The 17507-nt window shown below is 54.4% G+C and carries 14 protein-coding genes and 2 pseudogenes; 10 read left to right on the forward strand and 6 right to left on the reverse strand.

The window, feature by feature from the left end:
* Positions 1-197: 197 nt before the first annotated feature.
* Positions 198-827: an NADPH-dependent F420 reductase gene (locus tag ACSZPU_RS10220; RefSeq protein WP_498998209.1), complete on the reverse strand. Its 630-nt coding sequence runs from the start codon at positions 825-827 to the stop codon at positions 198-200.
* A gap of 103 nt (positions 828-930) precedes the next feature.
* Here ACSZPU_RS10220 and ACSZPU_RS10225 point away from each other — a divergent pair, with 103 nt between their 5' ends.
* Entirely contained in the window at positions 931-1824 is an 894-nt protein-coding gene (locus ACSZPU_RS10225) for a LysR family transcriptional regulator (RefSeq protein WP_498998211.1), read from the forward strand.
* 327 nt (positions 1825-2151) lie between these two features.
* Here ACSZPU_RS10225 and ACSZPU_RS10230 read toward each other — a convergent pair whose 3' ends face one another.
* Positions 2152-2364 (reverse strand): KTSC domain-containing protein, encoded by a 213-nt coding sequence (locus tag ACSZPU_RS10230; protein WP_498998213.1) that lies wholly within the window; start codon positions 2362-2364, stop codon positions 2152-2154.
* 123 nt (positions 2365-2487) lie between these two features.
* Positions 2488-6012 carry a pyruvate:ferredoxin (flavodoxin) oxidoreductase gene (gene nifJ / locus ACSZPU_RS10235; protein WP_498998216.1) on the reverse strand — a complete coding sequence of 1175 codons (3525 nt, stop codon included), beginning with the start codon at positions 6010-6012 and terminating at the stop codon, positions 2488-2490.
* Between the two features lie 276 nt (positions 6013-6288).
* On the opposite strand from nifJ, the gene ACSZPU_RS10240 reads away from it, so the two are divergent.
* Positions 6289-6555, forward strand: coding sequence for a putative hemolysin (locus tag ACSZPU_RS10240; protein WP_498998218.1), 267 nt, complete (start codon positions 6289-6291; stop codon positions 6553-6555).
* On the opposite strand, the gene hslJ is transcribed toward ACSZPU_RS10240, so the two are convergent.
* Positions 6549-6977 (reverse strand): heat shock protein HslJ, encoded by a 429-nt coding sequence (gene hslJ / locus ACSZPU_RS10245; protein WP_498998220.1) that lies wholly within the window; start codon positions 6975-6977, stop codon positions 6549-6551. The two genes, ACSZPU_RS10240 and hslJ, sit on opposite strands and share 7 nt — an antisense overlap.
* Positions 6978-7089: 112 nt before the next feature.
* Positions 7090-8079, reverse strand: coding sequence for a 2-hydroxyacid dehydrogenase (locus tag ACSZPU_RS10250; protein WP_498998222.1), 990 nt, complete (start codon positions 8077-8079; stop codon positions 7090-7092).
* A 208-nt stretch (positions 8080-8287) separates the two neighbouring features.
* Between ACSZPU_RS10250 and ACSZPU_RS10255 the strand changes: the two genes are divergently transcribed.
* From ACSZPU_RS10255 to ACSZPU_RS10290, 8 genes and pseudogenes are all read left to right on the forward strand, one after another.
* Entirely contained in the window at positions 8288-10930 is a 2643-nt protein-coding gene (locus tag ACSZPU_RS10255) for a YdbH family protein (RefSeq protein WP_498998224.1), read from the forward strand.
* Complete coding sequence (locus tag ACSZPU_RS10260; RefSeq protein WP_498998225.1) at positions 10927-11103, forward strand: YnbE family lipoprotein; 177 nt, start codon at positions 10927-10929, stop codon at positions 11101-11103. Before ACSZPU_RS10255 ends, ACSZPU_RS10260 begins: the two co-directional genes overlap by 4 nt.
* 68 nt (positions 11104-11171) lie before the next feature.
* Complete coding sequence (locus tag ACSZPU_RS10265) at positions 11172-11777, forward strand: CDP-alcohol phosphatidyltransferase family protein (RefSeq protein WP_498998244.1); 606 nt, start codon at positions 11172-11174, stop codon at positions 11775-11777.
* A pseudogene (locus ACSZPU_RS10270) lies at positions 11774-12672 on the forward strand (phosphatidate cytidylyltransferase). Before ACSZPU_RS10265 ends, ACSZPU_RS10270 begins: the two are co-directional and overlap by 4 nt.
* Positions 12673-12678: 6 nt before the next feature.
* Positions 12679-13317, forward strand: coding sequence for a lysophospholipid acyltransferase family protein (locus tag ACSZPU_RS10275; protein WP_498998246.1), 639 nt, complete (start codon positions 12679-12681; stop codon positions 13315-13317).
* Positions 13310-15073: a bifunctional alpha/beta hydrolase/class I SAM-dependent methyltransferase gene (locus ACSZPU_RS10280; RefSeq protein WP_498998227.1), complete on the forward strand. Its 1764-nt coding sequence runs from the start codon at positions 13310-13312 to the stop codon at positions 15071-15073. Before ACSZPU_RS10275 ends, ACSZPU_RS10280 begins: the two co-directional genes overlap by 8 nt.
* Positions 15070-16355, forward strand: a pseudogene (locus tag ACSZPU_RS10285) (phosphatase PAP2/dual specificity phosphatase family protein). Before ACSZPU_RS10280 ends, ACSZPU_RS10285 begins: the two are co-directional and overlap by 4 nt.
* A gap of 49 nt (positions 16356-16404) precedes the next feature.
* On the forward strand, positions 16405-16740 hold the full coding sequence (locus ACSZPU_RS10290) for a hypothetical protein (RefSeq protein WP_498998230.1): 336 nt from the start codon (positions 16405-16407) through the stop codon (positions 16738-16740).
* Positions 16741-16772: 32 nt separating this feature from the next.
* Here ACSZPU_RS10290 and azoR read toward each other — a convergent pair whose 3' ends face one another.
* The gene (gene azoR / locus ACSZPU_RS10295; protein ID WP_498998232.1) at positions 16773-17378 is read right to left on the reverse strand and encodes an FMN-dependent NADH-azoreductase; all 606 of its coding nucleotides are present in this window, start codon (positions 17376-17378) and stop codon (positions 16773-16775) included.
* Positions 17379-17507 lie beyond the last annotated feature (129 nt).

Below are 17507 nucleotides of genomic sequence, written 5' to 3' on the forward strand. Positions count from 1 at the left end.
ATGCTTCCATCGGGAATAAGGATCTGGCAGCCTGAGTTCCCAACTAAAATACTCTCCAGGAAAACCGGGGCGGTTCATAACAGGACAATTTACATTCTCTGCGAGATAAAGGTAAGCGAAAGGTGACAACAGCCCCCCTTGCAGGGGGCATTCTAAAAAACCGCCTTCTAAGAAGGTGATCTTTTACTGTTTATTGTTTACTGTCGTGCTGTTGTCGCCAGTGTGGCGATAAGTTCGCTTTTGCTCATTCGCACGCAATAAGCGGGCGTGCCTCGCTCAAAGCGCCAGCCTTCGGAAAGGGCTCCCGCATCGACAACGTCAAAACCAAATGCCTCATACAGTTCGCCCGCAATGCGCTTGCCTTGTTCATTGTCACCGGCGAGCGGTAGTGCGCGTCGGTTTGCTGTTCCGGCCGGCAATCCGTCGCTTTCAAGCTGTGTCATCGGAATGGCATTAAACGCCTTGGTGATGATGGCGCCAGGCAGGTATTGGGCCACCCGTTCGCTGGTTGTCGTCTGGCCTGACTCCAGAACATCGACAACACCGTCGCGGTCAGGATAATAGTTAACGGCATCAAGCACCTGTTTTCCCTTGATTAACTCAGCCGGCAGCGCATCAATAGCCGTAAGCGGCACGGCAATAACAACAATTTCCCCAAACTGCGCGGCGTCTGTTGCGGTACCAATTTCGCAGCCAATCATGGGTTTGAGACTGAAAAGCGTCTGTGGATTTCGTGAATTACTGAGCATAACCTCATGGCCTGCCTGGATCGCCAGCTTCGCGATCGCACGTCCTACAAATCCTGCACCAATGATACCTATCTTCATTTTCTTTCCTCACGGGTCACAATGTGAGTTCACTTTAATTCGCTCTTGTAAGAAGATAAATCGCATAGCAGGGGAGAGATAAACAACTGTAAGGGGTTAATGGGTGGATAAGCTGACTGGCATGAAAGTGTTCGTTAAGGCGGCAGAGATGGGCTCGTTTGCTGCCGTCGCGGAGGCGCTGGGCCTGTCTCCGCAGATGGTGGCTAAGCATATTGCCGCGCTTGAGTCCAGGCTTGGCGCGGCGTTAATCAATCGCACGACGCGCCGACAAAATCTGACGGACATTGGCCGCAGCTATTACGAACGCTGTAAAATCGCGCTGGCGGAGGTGGATGAGGCGGACGCGATCGTCACTGCCATGCGAGCCACTCCCTCCGGTATTATCCGCGTCAATGCCCCTGTGACGTTTGGTTCACATGCACTCTCGCCATTTATTACGCGCTATCTGGGAATGTATCCGGAAGTGCAGGTTGAGCTGACGTTAAGCGATCGCATCATCGATCCGATCGAAGAGGATTTTGAAGTGATCATCCGTATCGGCGAGCTGGCAGACAGTTCGATGGTGGCGTGGCCGCTGGCGCCATATCGACTAATAGCCTGTGCATCGCCTGCGTATATTGCCCAACATGGTTTACCGGAAACGCCGTCGGAACTGCATCAGCATGCGTGTCTGGTTTATGGCTACTGGTCAACGTCCATGCCGTGCCGCTGGATTTTCTACAAAGACGGCAAAAAAGAAGAGGTCAGGCCCGAGGGGCGTTTCCGCTCCAATGACTGGAAGGCGTTGATGCAGGCGGCCGTTGAAGGGTATGGCGTGACGCTTGGCCCGGAAGACGTGCTGAACCAGGAGATTAAAAACGGCAATCTGGTCCGCGTATTGCCTGCGTACGAGGGGGCATCGCGCCCTATGCACGTGCTGGTCCCCACGGCAAGAAAACAGACTGTGAAGGTAAAATGTTTTATTGATGCGCTCAGAGCGACATTTGGCGATAAGTGAGAGGGGAAGGGGCTTTGCCGTTACACAGCAGGAGCATAACGGCGGACGATAAATCAGGATCTACGGTTAGTCAGCACCAGGCTGAACTTCTTCCATTGGTTTTCGCGTTGACGCTGCAGGCTCCAGTGAATCTGCATCGCGCGGCGGGTTTTGCTTAATTTCATTCAATCGTTCTCAATTACTAAAGGGTAGTCAGACAGATGTTCGGGTCTGAACATGAGTATTACGCAGTTATTTGACAGTTTTATATCAGCGGTGTCTGTTTTGGCAGGATTTTCAGAGAATATGCAACTATTTTTGCGATTAGTGTGAGATAACACGCGTCCGTCAGGCCACTTTCTTTTCCGGGAATTTACCTTTTACCACGCCATCATAATAGCGGCCTTTCGACACAACCGTCAGAAACACCGTGAAAATTCTTTCCGGCACGCCGCGGTATTGCCAGGTGCTTTTATCGTGAAAGCGAACTTCCAGCGTGTTGGTGCGTTCATCATAGCCAATGGACGAAATGCGGGATGATTTTACGGGATGATGTCGCATAATGAATGTCCTTTACAGCTCGACGCGAGGAAGGTTTATCATCCACCAGATATACTGTCTGTTGCAAGACGCGCAGAAACAAAAAGCCTGCAAGATTGCAGGCTTTTTGTTCAACTTATCTCATTATTCCGTCGGTTTTTTTTCCGCTTTGCCTGCCATCTGGGCGAGGAAGTCGTAGCGTTTTTGCAAATCGGCGGCGGCATCTTTCCAAAGCTGTTCTGCCACATCCGGCTGCTGGGCGTTAAGACGACGGAAGCGTTGCTCATTAAGCAGCGTTTCGGCCAGCGCATCTGACGGTGGACGGGAGTCCAGTGCCAGCGGCAATTTGCCTTCATCCGCACGACGTGGGTCGAAGCGGTAAAGCGGCCAGAAGCCGGTTGCCGTGAGCTGGCGCATCTGATCGTGACTCAATGCGAGGTCATAGCCATGCTCTTCACATGGGCTGTAGGCGATGATCAACGACGGCCCAGGATAGGCCTCGGCTTCCTGAATCGCTTTCACCGTCTGGTTGAGCTGCGCGCCCAGTGAAATCTGCGCCACGTACACATGGCCGTACATCATCATGCTGACGCCGAGATCTTTACGCGCTTTACGCTTACCATGCTCACCAAACTTGGTGACCGCGCCGAGCGGGGTCGCTTTCGACGCCTGGCCGCCGGTGTTGGAATAACACTGGGTATCCAGCACCAGGATGTTGACGTTCTCGGTCAGACTCAGCACATGGTCGAGGCCGCCAAAGCCAATGTCGTACGCCCAGCCATCACCGCCAATCAGCCAGATGGATTTCTCGACCAGCGCATCGGCATCGGTTAACAGCTCTTTGGCTTCATCAACACCGGCCAGCGCCAGGCGCAGCGCAGCAACCTGCTCACGACGAACCTCTGGCGTTGCCTCGGCCAGCAGTAGTTCATTAAGTTCGTCCGGAATACGGTCAGCAAATTGCGTCAGCAGGCGCATCACGCGTTTGCGGTGCTGGTCAACCGTCAGGCGGAAGCCCAGCCCAAACTCGGCGTTATCCTCGAACAGGGAGTTCGCCCATGCCGGGCCGCGACCTGCCGCGTCGGTGGTATACGGCGTGGACGGTAAGTTACCGCCATAAATCGACGAACAGCCGGTGGCGTTGGCAATGAGCATGCGATCGCCATAAAGTTGGGTCAGCAGCTTGATGTATGGCGTTTCGCCACAGCCGGAACAGGCACCGGAATATTCAAACAGCGGACTGATAAGCTGCGAGGTACGAATATCGATACGTTCCAGTTTGCTTCGGTCGATTTCTGGCAGATTGATGAAGAAGTCGAAATTGACTTTCTCTTCTCCCACGTGTTCCAGACGTGACATCATATTGATGGCTTTGATTTCCGGATTCTGACGGTCTTTCGCCGGGCAGACTTCCACGCAGAGATTACAGCCGGTGCAATCCTCTGGTGCGACCTGCAACACGTATTTTTGACCGCGCATATCGCGGGATTTTACGTCCAGCGAATGCAGACTTTCTGGCGCGAGTTCCATCGCCTCTGGTAAGACGACTTTGGCACGAATGGCAGAATGCGGACAGGCCGCGACGCAGTGGTTACACTGCGTACAGAGATCTTCTTTCCAGATAGGGATCTCTTCGGCGATGTTACGTTTCTCCCAGCGCGTTGTTCCCATCGGCCAGGTACCGTCCGGCGGTAGTGCGGAAACGGGCAGGGCATCACCCAAACCTGCCAGCATGGCCGCAGTCACCGTTTTGACGAAGTCCGGCGCGGCATCGGAGACCACCGGCGGGCGAGGTGAACTTGCCGGATTAACCGCCTGCAGCGGTACGTTGAACAGTGATTCACGCGCCATCGCCAGCGCCTGCCAGTTACGCTCGACCAGTTCCTGGCCTTTGCTGCTGTAGCTTTTGGCAATCGCCCCCTGCAACTCAACCAGCGCGCTATCGCCCGGCAGAATTTTCGTCAGGTGGAAAAAGGCCATCTGCATAACGGTGTTGATGCGCGCGGCAAGACCGCATTCACGGGCAATTTTAGCCGCATTGATCACATAGAAATGGGCCTGCTTCTGATTCAGGACCGCCTGCACTTCTTGCGGCAGCCGATCCCATACTTCGTCGGCGCTGTACGGGGTGTTGAGCAGGAAAATGCCGCCCGGTTTCAGACGCTCTGCCATCTGATATTTATCGATAAATTGCAACTGATGGCAGCCGACGAAATCCGCTTGCGACACCAGATAGGCCGAGTGAATCGGATGTTCACTGACGCGCAGGTGCGAAACCGTCAGGCCGCCTGCTTTTTTGGAGTCGTAGACAAAGTAGCCCTGTGAATACCATGGCGTTGAATTACCGATAATCTTGATGTTGTTCTTGGTCGCCGAGACGCTACCGTCACTGCCAAGACCGTAAAACAGCGCTTCCAGTTTGGATTTTGAGGGCAGGATATTTTCCGGTAACGGCAGCGACAGATTGGTTACATCGTCGTAGATACCGACGGTAAAGCGAGATTTCGGTTTGCTGGCGCGCAGCTCATTGAATACCGCCAGGACGCAATCCGGGCCAAACTCTTTGGATGACAGGCCATAGCGCCCGCCGATCACACGCGGCAGCGTTTCACGCTCACCGCTGTTAAAGGCTTCCGCGAGCGCGGTCATTACATCCAGATACAGCGGTTCAGCCAGTGCGCCGGGTTCTTTGGTTCGATCGAGCACGGCAATGGTTTTTACCGACTCAGGTAAAACGGAAAGCAGGTGTTTCGCGCTAAATGGGCGGAACAGACGCACTTTCAGTACGCCGACTTTCTCTCCACGAGTGAGCAGTTCGTCGACGACTTCTTCACAGGTGCCCATCGCCGAGCCCATCAGGACAATGACCCGATCGGCCTGCGGATGACCGTAATACTCAAACGGTTTGTACTGACGTCCGGTGGCGGCGGCGAAATCATCCATCGCCTGCTCAACGTGGTCGTAAACGGCGTTGTACCATGGGTTCGTCGCTTCGCGTGACTGGAAATAGGTGTCCGGGTTGGCCGACGTCCCGCGAATCACCGGATGTTCCGGGTTAAGTGCACGCGCACGGTGGGCATCGATTTCGTCCTGCGGCAACAGGGCACGGATCGTATCATCAGAGATCGACATGATTTTGTTGATTTCGTGCGAGGTACGGAAGCCGTCGAAGAAATGAATAAACGGCACGCGGCTTTTCAGCGTGGCGATGTGTGAAATCAGCGCAAAGTCCTGCGCTTCCTGAACACCGCCCGCGCACAACATCGCGCAACCGGTTTGACGCACGGCCATGACATCGGAATGATCGCCGAAAATGGAAAGCGCATGGGTAGCGACCGTACGGGCTGCCACGTGCAGTACGAACGGTGTGAGCTGACCGGCCAGTTTATACAGCGTCGGGATCATCAGTAACAGACCCTGCGACGAGGTAAAGGACGTGGAGAGGGCGCCCGTCTGCAATGCACCGTGTACCGCGGCAATGGCCCCGGCTTCCGATTGCATCTCCACGACGCGCGGCGTATCACCCCAAACGTTTTTCAGCCCATTCCCGGCCCAGGCATCAGCCTGTTCAGCCATGGTAGAACTCGGGGTAATCGGATAGATGGCGATAACTTCACTGGTACGGAACGCCACCGAAGCGACCGCACCATTACCGTCAATAGTGATCATATGACACCCTTACATTGCTCAATAAAAGGGACTCAGATAACAGCGATGAGTCCTGTAATTATCCCTCTATTTTAGCAAAACGACGGGTAAGGAATTTTCGCTTTTGTGTCCTCAGGCATAACGCTAATCAATGAATTGCCATTTACCATTTTGCGCTTGCGCAAAAAATCGCATCAAAATGTTGCCAGAACGCATAAAGGTGCAGTTATGCTCTCGACGTACCGCGCTGTGCTGCCTATGATGCTTAGGTTTTGCTAAATCATTGGGGGATGAGAAATGCGTTCAGCGTTTTGGGTAGGGTGTGCCGCGTTATTGCTTTCTGCGTGCAGCAGCGAACCTGTTCAGCAGGCAACGGCTGCGCATGTGGCTCCGGGATTACGCGCGTCGATGTCGAGCAGCGGTGAAGCGAATTGTGCGATGATCGGTGGGTCATTGTCCGTCGCACGCCAGTTGGATGGATCGGCTATCGGGATGTGTGCTCTGCCTAACGGCAAACGTTGTAGCGAACAGTCGCTTGCCGCCGGAAGCTGCGGCGCTTACTGAGCCTGATCCGCCTGGGCGTAAATCAGCGTTAGATCTGCGGTCGTTAGCGTAAGCTGGCCATCGGTCAGGTCAACCTGTGCCCCTTGGCTGAGCATCTTGCCGATGGTATTGTCCAGCTCGTTACGCTGGGCATCAACACACATCATGCGTGTCATCGCCATCTTTTTCACCGTCAGCGTACCTTCGGATAATTTCCCCTGCCCGGTAAAGCGGTTACACATGCTGCCGGAAACGGTCATATTATTGTCAAAACGAATTTCTGCCGGATGTTCGCCTTTTTCGACGGTTTGCCCGTTTACGGTGTCCAGCACAAAGCGGTGCTGGGCTAGCTGAGCATCATTCACCGAATTTTTGCTCACGCCATGACTAACACAGCCGGAAAGCAGCGCGCCAAAGGCCAACAGGGTAATAATCCTTTTCATTTTGTCCTCAAAGAAAATCAACATACTGGCAGAATTGTAACAGACAGGCGGGATCGATTGTTGTCAGTAATTGTCTTAAAGGGTTCCCCTCATGCGAGGGGAACCGCAGCGCTTATACCAGCGCGTTCGGGCAGGTTTCGCCGTTTTCGAGCTGACGCAGGTTGTTGAGCGTGGTTTCTGAAATGCTGATCAACGCTTCTGCTGTGAGGAATGCCTGATGTCCGGTGAACAGCACGTTATGGCAGGCTGACAGGCGGCGGAAAATGTCGTCCTGAATCACGTCGTTAGATTTGTCTTCAAAGAAGAGATCGCGTTCGTTTTCGTACACGTCCATCCCCAGCGCGCCGATTTTCTGGTTTTTCAGCGCTTCGATCGCCGCTTGCGAATCAATCAGGCCACCACGACTGGTGTTAATGATCATGACGCCGTCTTTCATCTGACCGAATGCGGCATGATTAAGCAGGTGATAGTTTTCCGGCGTCAGCGGGCAGTGCAGGGAGATAACGTCAGACTCGGAAAAGAGGGTGATGAGATCGACATATTCCACGCCTAAATCAAGCGCGGCTGCACTTGGATACGGATCAAACGCCAGCAGACGCATACCGAAACCTTTCAGAATGCGCAGGGCGGCAACGCCAATTTTCCCGGTGCCGATTACGCCCGCTGTTTTGCCGTACATGGTGAAACCGGTCAGCCCTTCGAGTGAGAAGTTAGCGTCACGGGTACGTTGATAGGCACGGTGAATGCGGCGGTTTAATGCCATCATCATCCCGATAGCGTGTTCCGCCACGGCTTCCGGTGAATAAGCGGGTACGCGCACGACGTGTAAACCCAGCTCTTGTGCCGCATCGAGATCGACGTTATTGAACCCGGCACAGCGCAGCGCGATGAATTTTACGCCATGCTTTTTCAGCTCTTCCAGTACCGAACGGCTGCCGTCGTCGTTAACGAAAATACAGACGCCTTCACAGCCGTTGGCAGTTTTCGCCGTTTTTTCGGTGAGCAGAAAGTCAAAAAATTCAAGCTCGTAGCCAAACTGCTTGTTTACGTGCTGCAAATACTTTTTATCGTATTGCTTTGTGCTGTATACCGCGAGTTTCATAAGACTTTCTCCATTAGATTTGTCACCACATTAGCATGATTCAAATAATTGTGTAAATATTGAAAATTAATTGATAAACAGAGACATATAAAACAGTTTAAAACATCTAAGCTTAAAACGGGCAACGACTTCACCTGTCAGGCTAAACATGCCACAATAACGGCCAGAATCGGCTTAATTATATGCAAAATCAGGATATTAACTGCCCATGAAGGGTAAATACAAAGCCGCAATCGCATTACTACTGCTTTTTATTCTGCTGCCGCTAACGCTGCTGCTTACGCTCGCGTATTGGGTGCCAACGCTTGCGGGCATCTGGTTGCCCGTTGGCACGCGTATCTCGATGGAAGAAAGTCCACATTTTACCCGTCACTCATTGCAGATCCCGGATTTGCGCTATCTGATTGACGATTGTTCGCTGGCGCTAGTCAAGAATGCGCAACTGACGCATCCCAGCCGCTGGAAACTGGATATCGGTTCGCTGGACATCAATACCACCTGCCTGAACAAACTTCCTGAAACGGAAGCCGCCCCTGGTGCGCCAACCACGCTGGCGGAGTGGCAATCCATGCTGCCGAAAACGTGGGTGAACATTGAGCGCTTCACCGTCTCCCCGTGGCAGGAGTGGCAGGGGAAAATCTCGCTGGCGCTCTCCAAAGAGAATCAGGATCTTCACTACGATGGCGACAGGGTGAGCGTTAAGGCCCGCCTGCGCGGACAGGTGCTAACGCTTGCGCAAATGCAATTAAGTCTGATTGACGGTGAGCCGCCCGTCACGCTTGGTGGCGAGTTTGTCCTGCCCAAAGTACCCAACGGCATCCCGGTGAATGGTCACGCCCAGACCACGCTCACGCTGCCGATGGAACCATCGCTGGTCGATGCCGATCTGGACTGGCGCAACAATGAAGGGCAACTGATTATCACCGCGCGCGATAATCCGGAACCGATTTTGGATCTGCCCTGGCAGGCGACGCGGGAGAGATTGACCATCAGCGATGGCCGCTGGAACTGGCCTTATCAGGGCGTCCCGTTAAGCGGGCGCGTGGGATTGCGCATCGACGACTGGCAGGACGGCCTGCAAAATGCGCAAATCAGTGGACGCTTGAATGTTCTGACACAAGGTGATGCTGGTAAAGGCAACGCGGTACTCACCATTGGGCCTGGGCGCCTCAATATGGTGGCCAGCGATATGCCGCTGCAACTGACCGGTGAAGCCAAACAGGGCGAGATGATTTTCTACGCGGTGCTACCTGCGCATCTGACCGGCGGGTTCAGCGATCCTAAGCTGGCGTTTACGCCGGGTGCGCTGCTGCGTTCGAGCGGGCGGGTAATCGATGCGCTCAATATTGATGATGTGCGCTGGCCTCTGGCGGGCGTAAAAGTGACCCAAAAAGGCGTGGACGGACGTCTGCAGGCCATTCTGCGTGTCCACGAGAACGCGATGGGGGATTTCGTTTTACACCTTGACGGCCAGGCGCGCGACTTTTTGCCTGATGATGGCCTTTGGCAGTGGCGTTACTGGGGAACCGGTAATTTTACCCCCATGAATGCCCGCTGGGATGTCAACGGGCGGGGCGAATGGCGTGATCAAACGATTTTACTGAGCGATTTGTCTACCGGTTTCGATCAGTTGCAGTACGGCACGATGCACGTCAGCGCGCCACGGCTGGTACTTAATGAACCCGTCCGCTGGCTGCGCGATGCGGACCACCCGTTTTTCAGCGGCGGGTTAACCCTGGATGCGGGAAAAACCACCTTCTCCGGCGGGAGTGCTCTGCCGCCTTCAACATTAACGTTTAGCGTTGAAGGCAGCGAGCCGACCGTCTTCCAGTTTAAAGGGGATTTGCGTGCGGAAAAAATTGGCCCAATACAGGTCAACGGGCGCTGGGACGGCGAACGTCTGCGCGGCCAGGCCTGGTGGCCACGCCAGTCGCTGAAAGTGTTCCAGCCGCTGGTGCCGCCAGACTGGAAGATGAATTTACTGGACGGTTCGCTGTATGCCCAGGTGGCCTTCTCCGCTGCCGCCGGGCAGGGTTTTGAGGCGGGCGGGCACGGCGTGCTGCGTGGCGGCAGCGCATGGATGCCGGATAACCAAATCTCCGGCGTCGATTTCGTCCTGCCTTTCCGTTATCGCGAAGGCAACTGGCAGTTGGGGACACGCAGGCCGGTATCGCTGCGCATTGGTGAAGTGGTGAACCAGGTGACCGCACGGAATATTGCCGCCGATTTGCAGGGCAATTATCCCTGGAGCGAAGAAAACCCCTTACAGCTGAGTGATGTCAGTATTGATGTGCTGGGTGGCAAAGTGACGATGAGCCAGTTGCGCTTGCCTCAGCGCGATCCGGCGTTGCTACGCTTGCGTAATATCTCGTCGAGCGAGTTAATCAGCGCCATCAACTCTAAACAGTTCGCGATGTCCGGTCCTTTTGACGGCGCGCTGCCGCTGTGGCTGGATAACAACGGCACATGGATTATCAAAGACGGCTGGTTGCATAACCCCGGTCCCATGACCTTACGCGTGGATAAAGACACCGCCGACGCCCTGGTGAAAGATAATATCGCGGCCGGCGCGGCGATTAACTGGCTGCGCTATATGGAAATTTCACGCTCATGGACGAAACTCAATCTGGATCGTCAGGGCCTGTTGAAAATGCAGGCGACCATTAAAGGCACCAGTTTTGTGGAAGGAAAGAGTAATACGGTGAACCTCAACTATACCCATGAAGAAAATGTCTTTGAGCTGTGGCGCAGTCTGCGTTTCGGCGACAATCTGCAGTCTCTGCTACAACAAAATGCAACACTGCCCGCGGTTTTCTGTACGAACGGAAAAGAGTGTGAGGATAAACGATGAAAATCCTGCCAGTAATAATGATGACGATGCTGCTGGCTGCCTGTACGCCGCGAATTGAAGTGGCTGCGCCGAAAGAGCCAATCACCATTAACATGAACGTGAAGATCGAGCACGACATCAATATTAAAGCGGATAAAGAAGTGGAAACGCTGCTGGAGAAACAGAATCAGTAATGTGTTCCTGTGCCGGGAAATAAAAAGCCAGGCTCAAACCCGCCATATATTCTTATCAAGGAGTGATGATGACGCTTTACCAGATAAAGCCCGCGTTTCAGGCGCTGTTAAGACCGCTGATGTTCTGGCTGAACAGACGCGGCGTCACCGCTAATCACGTTACGCTGTCCGCGATGGTGCTTTCCCTTATCACGGGCGCGGCGCTCATCATTCATCCTCAGCCCGGATTATTCGTCCTTCTGCCCGTGGTGTTGTTTGTACGGATGGCGCTCAACGCGCTGGACGGTATGCTGGCGCGTGAATGCAACCAGACATCGCGTCTTGGGGCCATTCTCAATGAGACAGGCGATGTGATTTCCGACATCGCGCTTTATCTGCCCTTTATGCTGCTTGCGCAAAGCAGTGTACCGCTGGTGTTGATCATGGTGTTTTGTGCACTGATGACCGAGTTTTGCGGCGTGCTGGCACAAACGATTAACGGCGTGCGCAGCTATGCCGGTCCGCTGGGCAAAAGCGACAGGGCGCTGGTGTTTGGCGCATGGGGACTGGCGCTGTCGGTCTGGCCGCAGCTTCTCGCCTGGAATAATGTCGTATGGGGTGTCGCAACACTGTTGTTGTTATGGACGGTTTTTAATCGCTGTCGCAGTGCATTGCGTGAAGAGGGAGTGAAATGACGCTACTTGAAAAATCTCTGGCCGCCATTTTTGCCCTGCTGCTGATTGCCACCGTGATCAACGGGTTGCTGGTGTGGCTGCGTTCGGGTAAAGACTGGCGCGAGCTGACGTTACGTATTCGCACCTGGTGGGTGATCATTGTCCTGTTTTCCCTCGCATTACTCAGCCCGAACTGGCTGGCACTGACGTTCTTCGCGCTGGTCAGCTTTATGGCGTTAAAAGAGTTTTTGACGCTGGTGCCTTCCCGCCAGTCCGACCGCATGCCGCTGTTATGGATGTTTATTGCTATTCCCCTTAACTACTGGCTGATAGGTATCGGCTGGTACGGCATGTTTGTGGTGTTTATCCCGGTCTACGTGTTCCTTTTTTTACCGGCGCGAATGGTGATTGCCGGGGATACACAGGGCTTTTTACGTACCGCTTCCCAGCTGCACTGGAGTCTGATGACCACCGTGTTTGCCTTCAGCCATGTCGCTTTTTTACTGGTGTTACCGGCGAATGGAATGCAAACCGGCGCGCTGTTGGTGCTGTTTTTGGTCGGCCTGACCGAATTTAACGACATCGCGCAATACCTGTGGGGCAAGTCGCTCGGTCGTATCAAAGTCATACCGAAGGTCAGCCCAAACAAAACCCTGGCGGGATTGCTGGGTGGGGTGGCAACGACGGCGCTGGCGGCAACAGTCCTGGGGCCGCTGCTGACTCCCCTAAGCTGGCCGATGGCGCTGTTGGCCGGGGTTATTATCGGCGTTACTGGCTTTTGCGGCGACGTGGTGATATTGGCGTCAAAGACAGTGGTACGCTGCTGCCCGGCCATGGTGGCATCCTCGATCGGCTGGATTCGCTGATTTTTACCGCACCGGTCTTCTTCCATTTTGTTCGCTATTTCTGCTACTAACCTATGATGACACGACTGCTCCGTACCTTGTTTACTCTATGTATCGTCTGGCCGGTCATCTGGCTGTGGCTTGGTCTGCGTGTCCGCCACAGCGAGCGGCTGCCGAAGCACGGGCCTTCGATAATCGTGGCAAATCACAACAGCCATATGGATGTTTTCGCCTTGCTTTCGCTTTTTACGCTGCGTTACCAGGCTTCTATTCATCCGGTTGCTGCCGCGGATTATTTTCTGCGGGATAAACGCATGGCCTGGTTTGCGTTGAATATCCTTAACATCATTCCGATTTCAAGAAAGGGCGGTGACGCCGATCCGTTGGCGCAATGTGAACAGGCGCTGCGTGAAGGTAAAACACTGATCCTGTTTCCGGAAGGGACACGCGGTGAGCCGGGCGTACTTGCGCCATTGAAATCCGGAGTGTGGCATTTGAGTCAGCGCATGTCGGAGGTGCCCATTATCCCCGTTGGGTTGCGCGGTACTGAGCGTGTGATGGCGAAAGGTAATCGTATCCCTTTGCCGCTGTTTATTGATGTCAATATTGGCGATGCGCTGAGTACGCATCCGGAGAAGAAAACGTTTATGGACGACCTGGAGCAAAGACTGACGGCGCTTTTGCAACCTACGCAAGGAAATCATCCTCATGACTAATTCCCGCATACCCGACGAACGGCAGTTTCTGACCAGTGATAATACAGAGCTGTTTTATCGCCACTGGCCAGCACAAGAAGCCAGTTCAACGCCAAAAGTGATGGTCCTGTTTCATCGTGGGCATGAGCACTCGGGGCGTTTGCAACACATTGTTGATGAGCTGGCGATGCCGGATACCGCGTTTTATGCCTGGGATGCCCGAGGTCATGGTCGCTCACCGGGTCAGCGTGGTTACAGTCCGTCGCTCGCGCGTTCGGTGCAGGATGTTGACGAGTTTGTGCGTTTCGCCGCCGCAGATAGCCAGGCCGGGATGACAGATGTGGTCGTCGTGGCGCAAAGCGTCGGGGCGATTCTGGCGGCGACCTGGGCGCATGATTATGCCCCGGACATTCGTGGCCTGGTGCTGGCATCACCGGCGTTTAAGGTCAAATTGTATGTGCCGTTTGCTCGCCAGGGGTTGGGATTGATGTATCGCCTGCGCGGCCTTTTCTTCGTCAACTCGTATGTGAAAGGCAAGCATCTGACACACGATCTCGAGCGGGTGGCGAGCTTCAATAAGGATCCGCTGATTACCCGGCCAATTGCGGTGAATATTCTGCTCGATCTCTACAAAACGGCTGAGCGAGTCGTCAGCGATGCCAGCGCCATTACGCTACCTGTGCAGTTGCTGGTCTCCGGGGAAGATTACGTTGTGCACCGCCAGCCGCAGATTGATTTTTATCAGAGCCTGCGTAATCCGCAGAAAGAGCTGCATGTGCTGCCGGGGTTTTATCATGACACCTTAGGTGAAAAAGAGCGGCATCTGGCATTCGATAAGATGCGCAGTTTTATTGATACCTTGTATGCCCGTCCCGTGCAGCGTTTTGATTACAGCCAGGAAGATCGCTGGAGCCCCGGCGCTGATACCTGGCGCATACTGAGCGGTGGCCCTGCGCCGTATTCGCTGGACGATATCTCTTACCGCAGTTTGCGCTACGGGATGAAAGTCCTGGGCACGCAGTCCACGGGGGTGCGTCTGGGATTTGAGACCGGTTTCGATTCCGGCAGTACCCTGGACTACATCTATTATCGCAACCAGCCTCAGGGCAGCAGCGCGTTGGGGCGCCTAATTGATAAAAACTACCTGAATAGCGTGGGCTGGAAGGGGATCCGCCAGCGTAAGATCCATCTGCAGATGTTGATTCAGCAGGCTGTTGCACGGTTAACAGCGCAGGGCAGCGCGGTACGGGTCGTGGATATTGCTGCCGGGCATGGACGCTATGTGCTTGATGCCCTGGAAGGCGAAGCGGCGGTAAGCGAGATCCTTCTGCGCGATTACAGTGAATTAAACGTGGCGAAAGGTCAGGAGATGATCGCCTCTCGCGGTATGGCGGGCCGTGCGCGATTTGAGCAGGGGGATGCCTTTAATCGTAATGAACTGGCGGCACTGGAACCGCGTCCGACGCTGGGGATCGTGTCCGGTTTGTACGAACTGTTCCCGGAAAACGGGCCGGTACGAGATTCGCTTGCCGGTCTGGCTGCAGCAATTGAACCGGGAGGCATTCTGATCTACACCGGTCAGCCCTGGCACCCGCAGTTAAAAACCATCGCCTGGTCACTCACCAGTCACAAAGATGGCAAAGCCTGGGTGATGCGCGTACGTACTCAGGGCGAGATGGACGCGCTGGTCCGTGACGCCGGTTTTGAGAAATGCACGCAACTGATTGATGAAATGGGCATCTTCACGGTCTCCATGGCGGTACGACGTAAACCATGACAACGCGGCGTGCGGTGATTCTTCAGGGAATCGGCTGGCTGATGGTGCTGGCCCCGTTCTTTTTTCTTACTTATGGCATGGCGAATCAGTTTACCGCCGGGCGAGAAAACATTGGCAGCCTGGTGTTTGGCTGGGAGCACCGGATCCCGTTTATACCGCTGACGATTATTCCTTACTGGAGTCTGGATCTGCTTTACGGTTTATCGCTGTTTATCTGCGTTTCACTGAATGAGCAGCGGCGTTTGGTCTGTCGGCTGGTGTTGGCTTCCCTTGTTGCCTGCGCCGGTTTTTTACTGTTTCCGCTGCGCTTTACCTTTATCCGCCCGGAAATGACCGGTCTGGCAAGTTGGTTTTTCGGGCAACTCGAACAGTTCGATTTGCCGTACAACCAGTCGCCGTCACTGCACATTATTTTATGCTGGCTGTTGTGGCGGCATTTTCATCACCATTTGTCTGGTTTCTGGCAGAAACTGAGCGCGGGCTGGTTTTTGGTTATCGCAGCGTCGGTTTTGACCACCTGGCAGCATCACGTTATCGATGTGATTACCGGGTTGGCGGTGGGGCTGGTTATCGACTGGTTGTTCCCCCAAACCGGAAGTGGCGCTGGCGAATGGCTACCGGTAAGCGGCGAAAACTTGCCGGATACTATTGCTGCGGCGCGTTAGTGTGCCTTGTCGGTACGTTCCTGACAACCTGGTTCTGGTGGCCTGCGCTGGCGTTGGCTCTGGTGGCTCTGGCTTATGGTGCGGCTGGTGTCAATGCATTGCAGAAAGACGAGCAGGGGCGTTTAACACCGGCGGCATGGCTGCTGTTGCTACCCTGGCGAGCCGGAATGTGGCTTTCAATGCGCCTGTACACTCGCCACCTACCGGCAGTAAGTCCCCTGGCGGAGGGGGTGTTTTTAGGTGCTTACCCGCGAGTGCGGTTCGAACAGCGCGCCGTTCTGGATCTGACCAGTGAATTCCCTCGCTCATCGGTAGTCGATAATGTTGCCTATCGCTGTGTGCCGATGCTGGATCTGGTCAATCCAGATGACGCCGTTCTGCGCCGGGCGGTCGGCGAGCTGGAATATTTACGCACCACCCAGGAAAGCGTTTTGCTTCATTGCGCGCTCGGACTTTCCCGCAGCGCGCTGGTTGCCGCCGCCTGGTTAATACAGCGCGAGCCGGATTTGACGGTAGCCCAGGCGATTGCTGTGGTCCGTGCGGCGCGCCCGGCGGTGGTTTTTACTGCGGAACACACAGAGTTGCTGAAAAAATGGAAAACGAAACGGGCAGCATAACCGACGGTGAGCATTTACAGATGAGCCTGTTGCTCCGCACCCTGAGCAGTTGGCGGTTTCTGCTGCTCTTTACTTTCCCGCCGATGACGTGGGTGGTGTTTGTCGCCTCACCTGTACTATCCGCGTTGCAGTGGCGTTATTGTGCGCCATCGTCTGGTTTGGCTGCTGGCGATTATGGCTGGATGGGCGCTATTTCACGCTGTTCTCTGCTGAGAACAATACCCAGGCAGGGAATGCGCTGAATCTTATCTGGCAGCGGGAAAGGTTAACGGGCTTGAGTCTGATTGAACGCCAGCAGGGGGCGATAAAACAACTTCGGCGCACGCTGGTTGTGGCGGCAATAACGTGGGGAGTATGGCTTGTTGCGATCGGCTTTGTTGCTTGAGAACCCTCCTGCGAGCGCAGGAGGGTAAATACTTAGGCTGCGACCAGGCTGTCGATCGCCGCTTTCGCGTCGGTCTGTGCTTTGGTGGCAACTTCCGGACCGTAGGCGATACCTTCTGCGAACACGAAGTTCACGTCAGTGATACCGATAAAGCCCAGGAACAGTTTCAGGTACGGTGCTACCAGATCGCTCGGGGTATCTTTGTGGATACCGCCACGGCTGGAAACGATAACCACACGTTTACCGGTGACCAGTCCTTCCGGCCCTTTTTCGGTGTAACGGAAGGTCACGCCAGCACGAGCCACCAGGTCGAAATAGTTTTTCAGCTGAGTCGGGATGTTGAAGTTGTACATCGGGGCATTGATGACAATCACATCATGCGCTTGCAGTTCAGCGATCAATTCGTCAGAAAGCGCCAGCGCTTCCTGCTGACGCGGAGTCAGCGGTGCATCGGAAGGACGCAGTGCGCCAACCAGTTCGCCATCCAGAACCGGGATAGGGTTAGCAGCCAGATCGCGAACGGTGATTTCATCAGCGGCGTGTTTCGCTTTCCACTGATCAACGAAATAGTCAGCCAACTGACCAGTCTGAGAGTACCCTGCCAGAATACTGGATTTAAGAACTAATACTTTGCTCATGGGTGTATCCTTGTTATTTGAGATGGGGCAAGCCCCCGGTGTTAGGTGACACTCTATTCACAAAACTGCTGCATGAATAGCGCAATATATCGAATTCTATGTTCGAAATTCTTGAACAAGAAATGAAAT

This window comes from Phytobacter sp. V69 (genome assembly GCF_965644215.1).
Lineage (GTDB): Bacteria > Pseudomonadota > Gammaproteobacteria > Enterobacterales > Enterobacteriaceae > Phytobacter.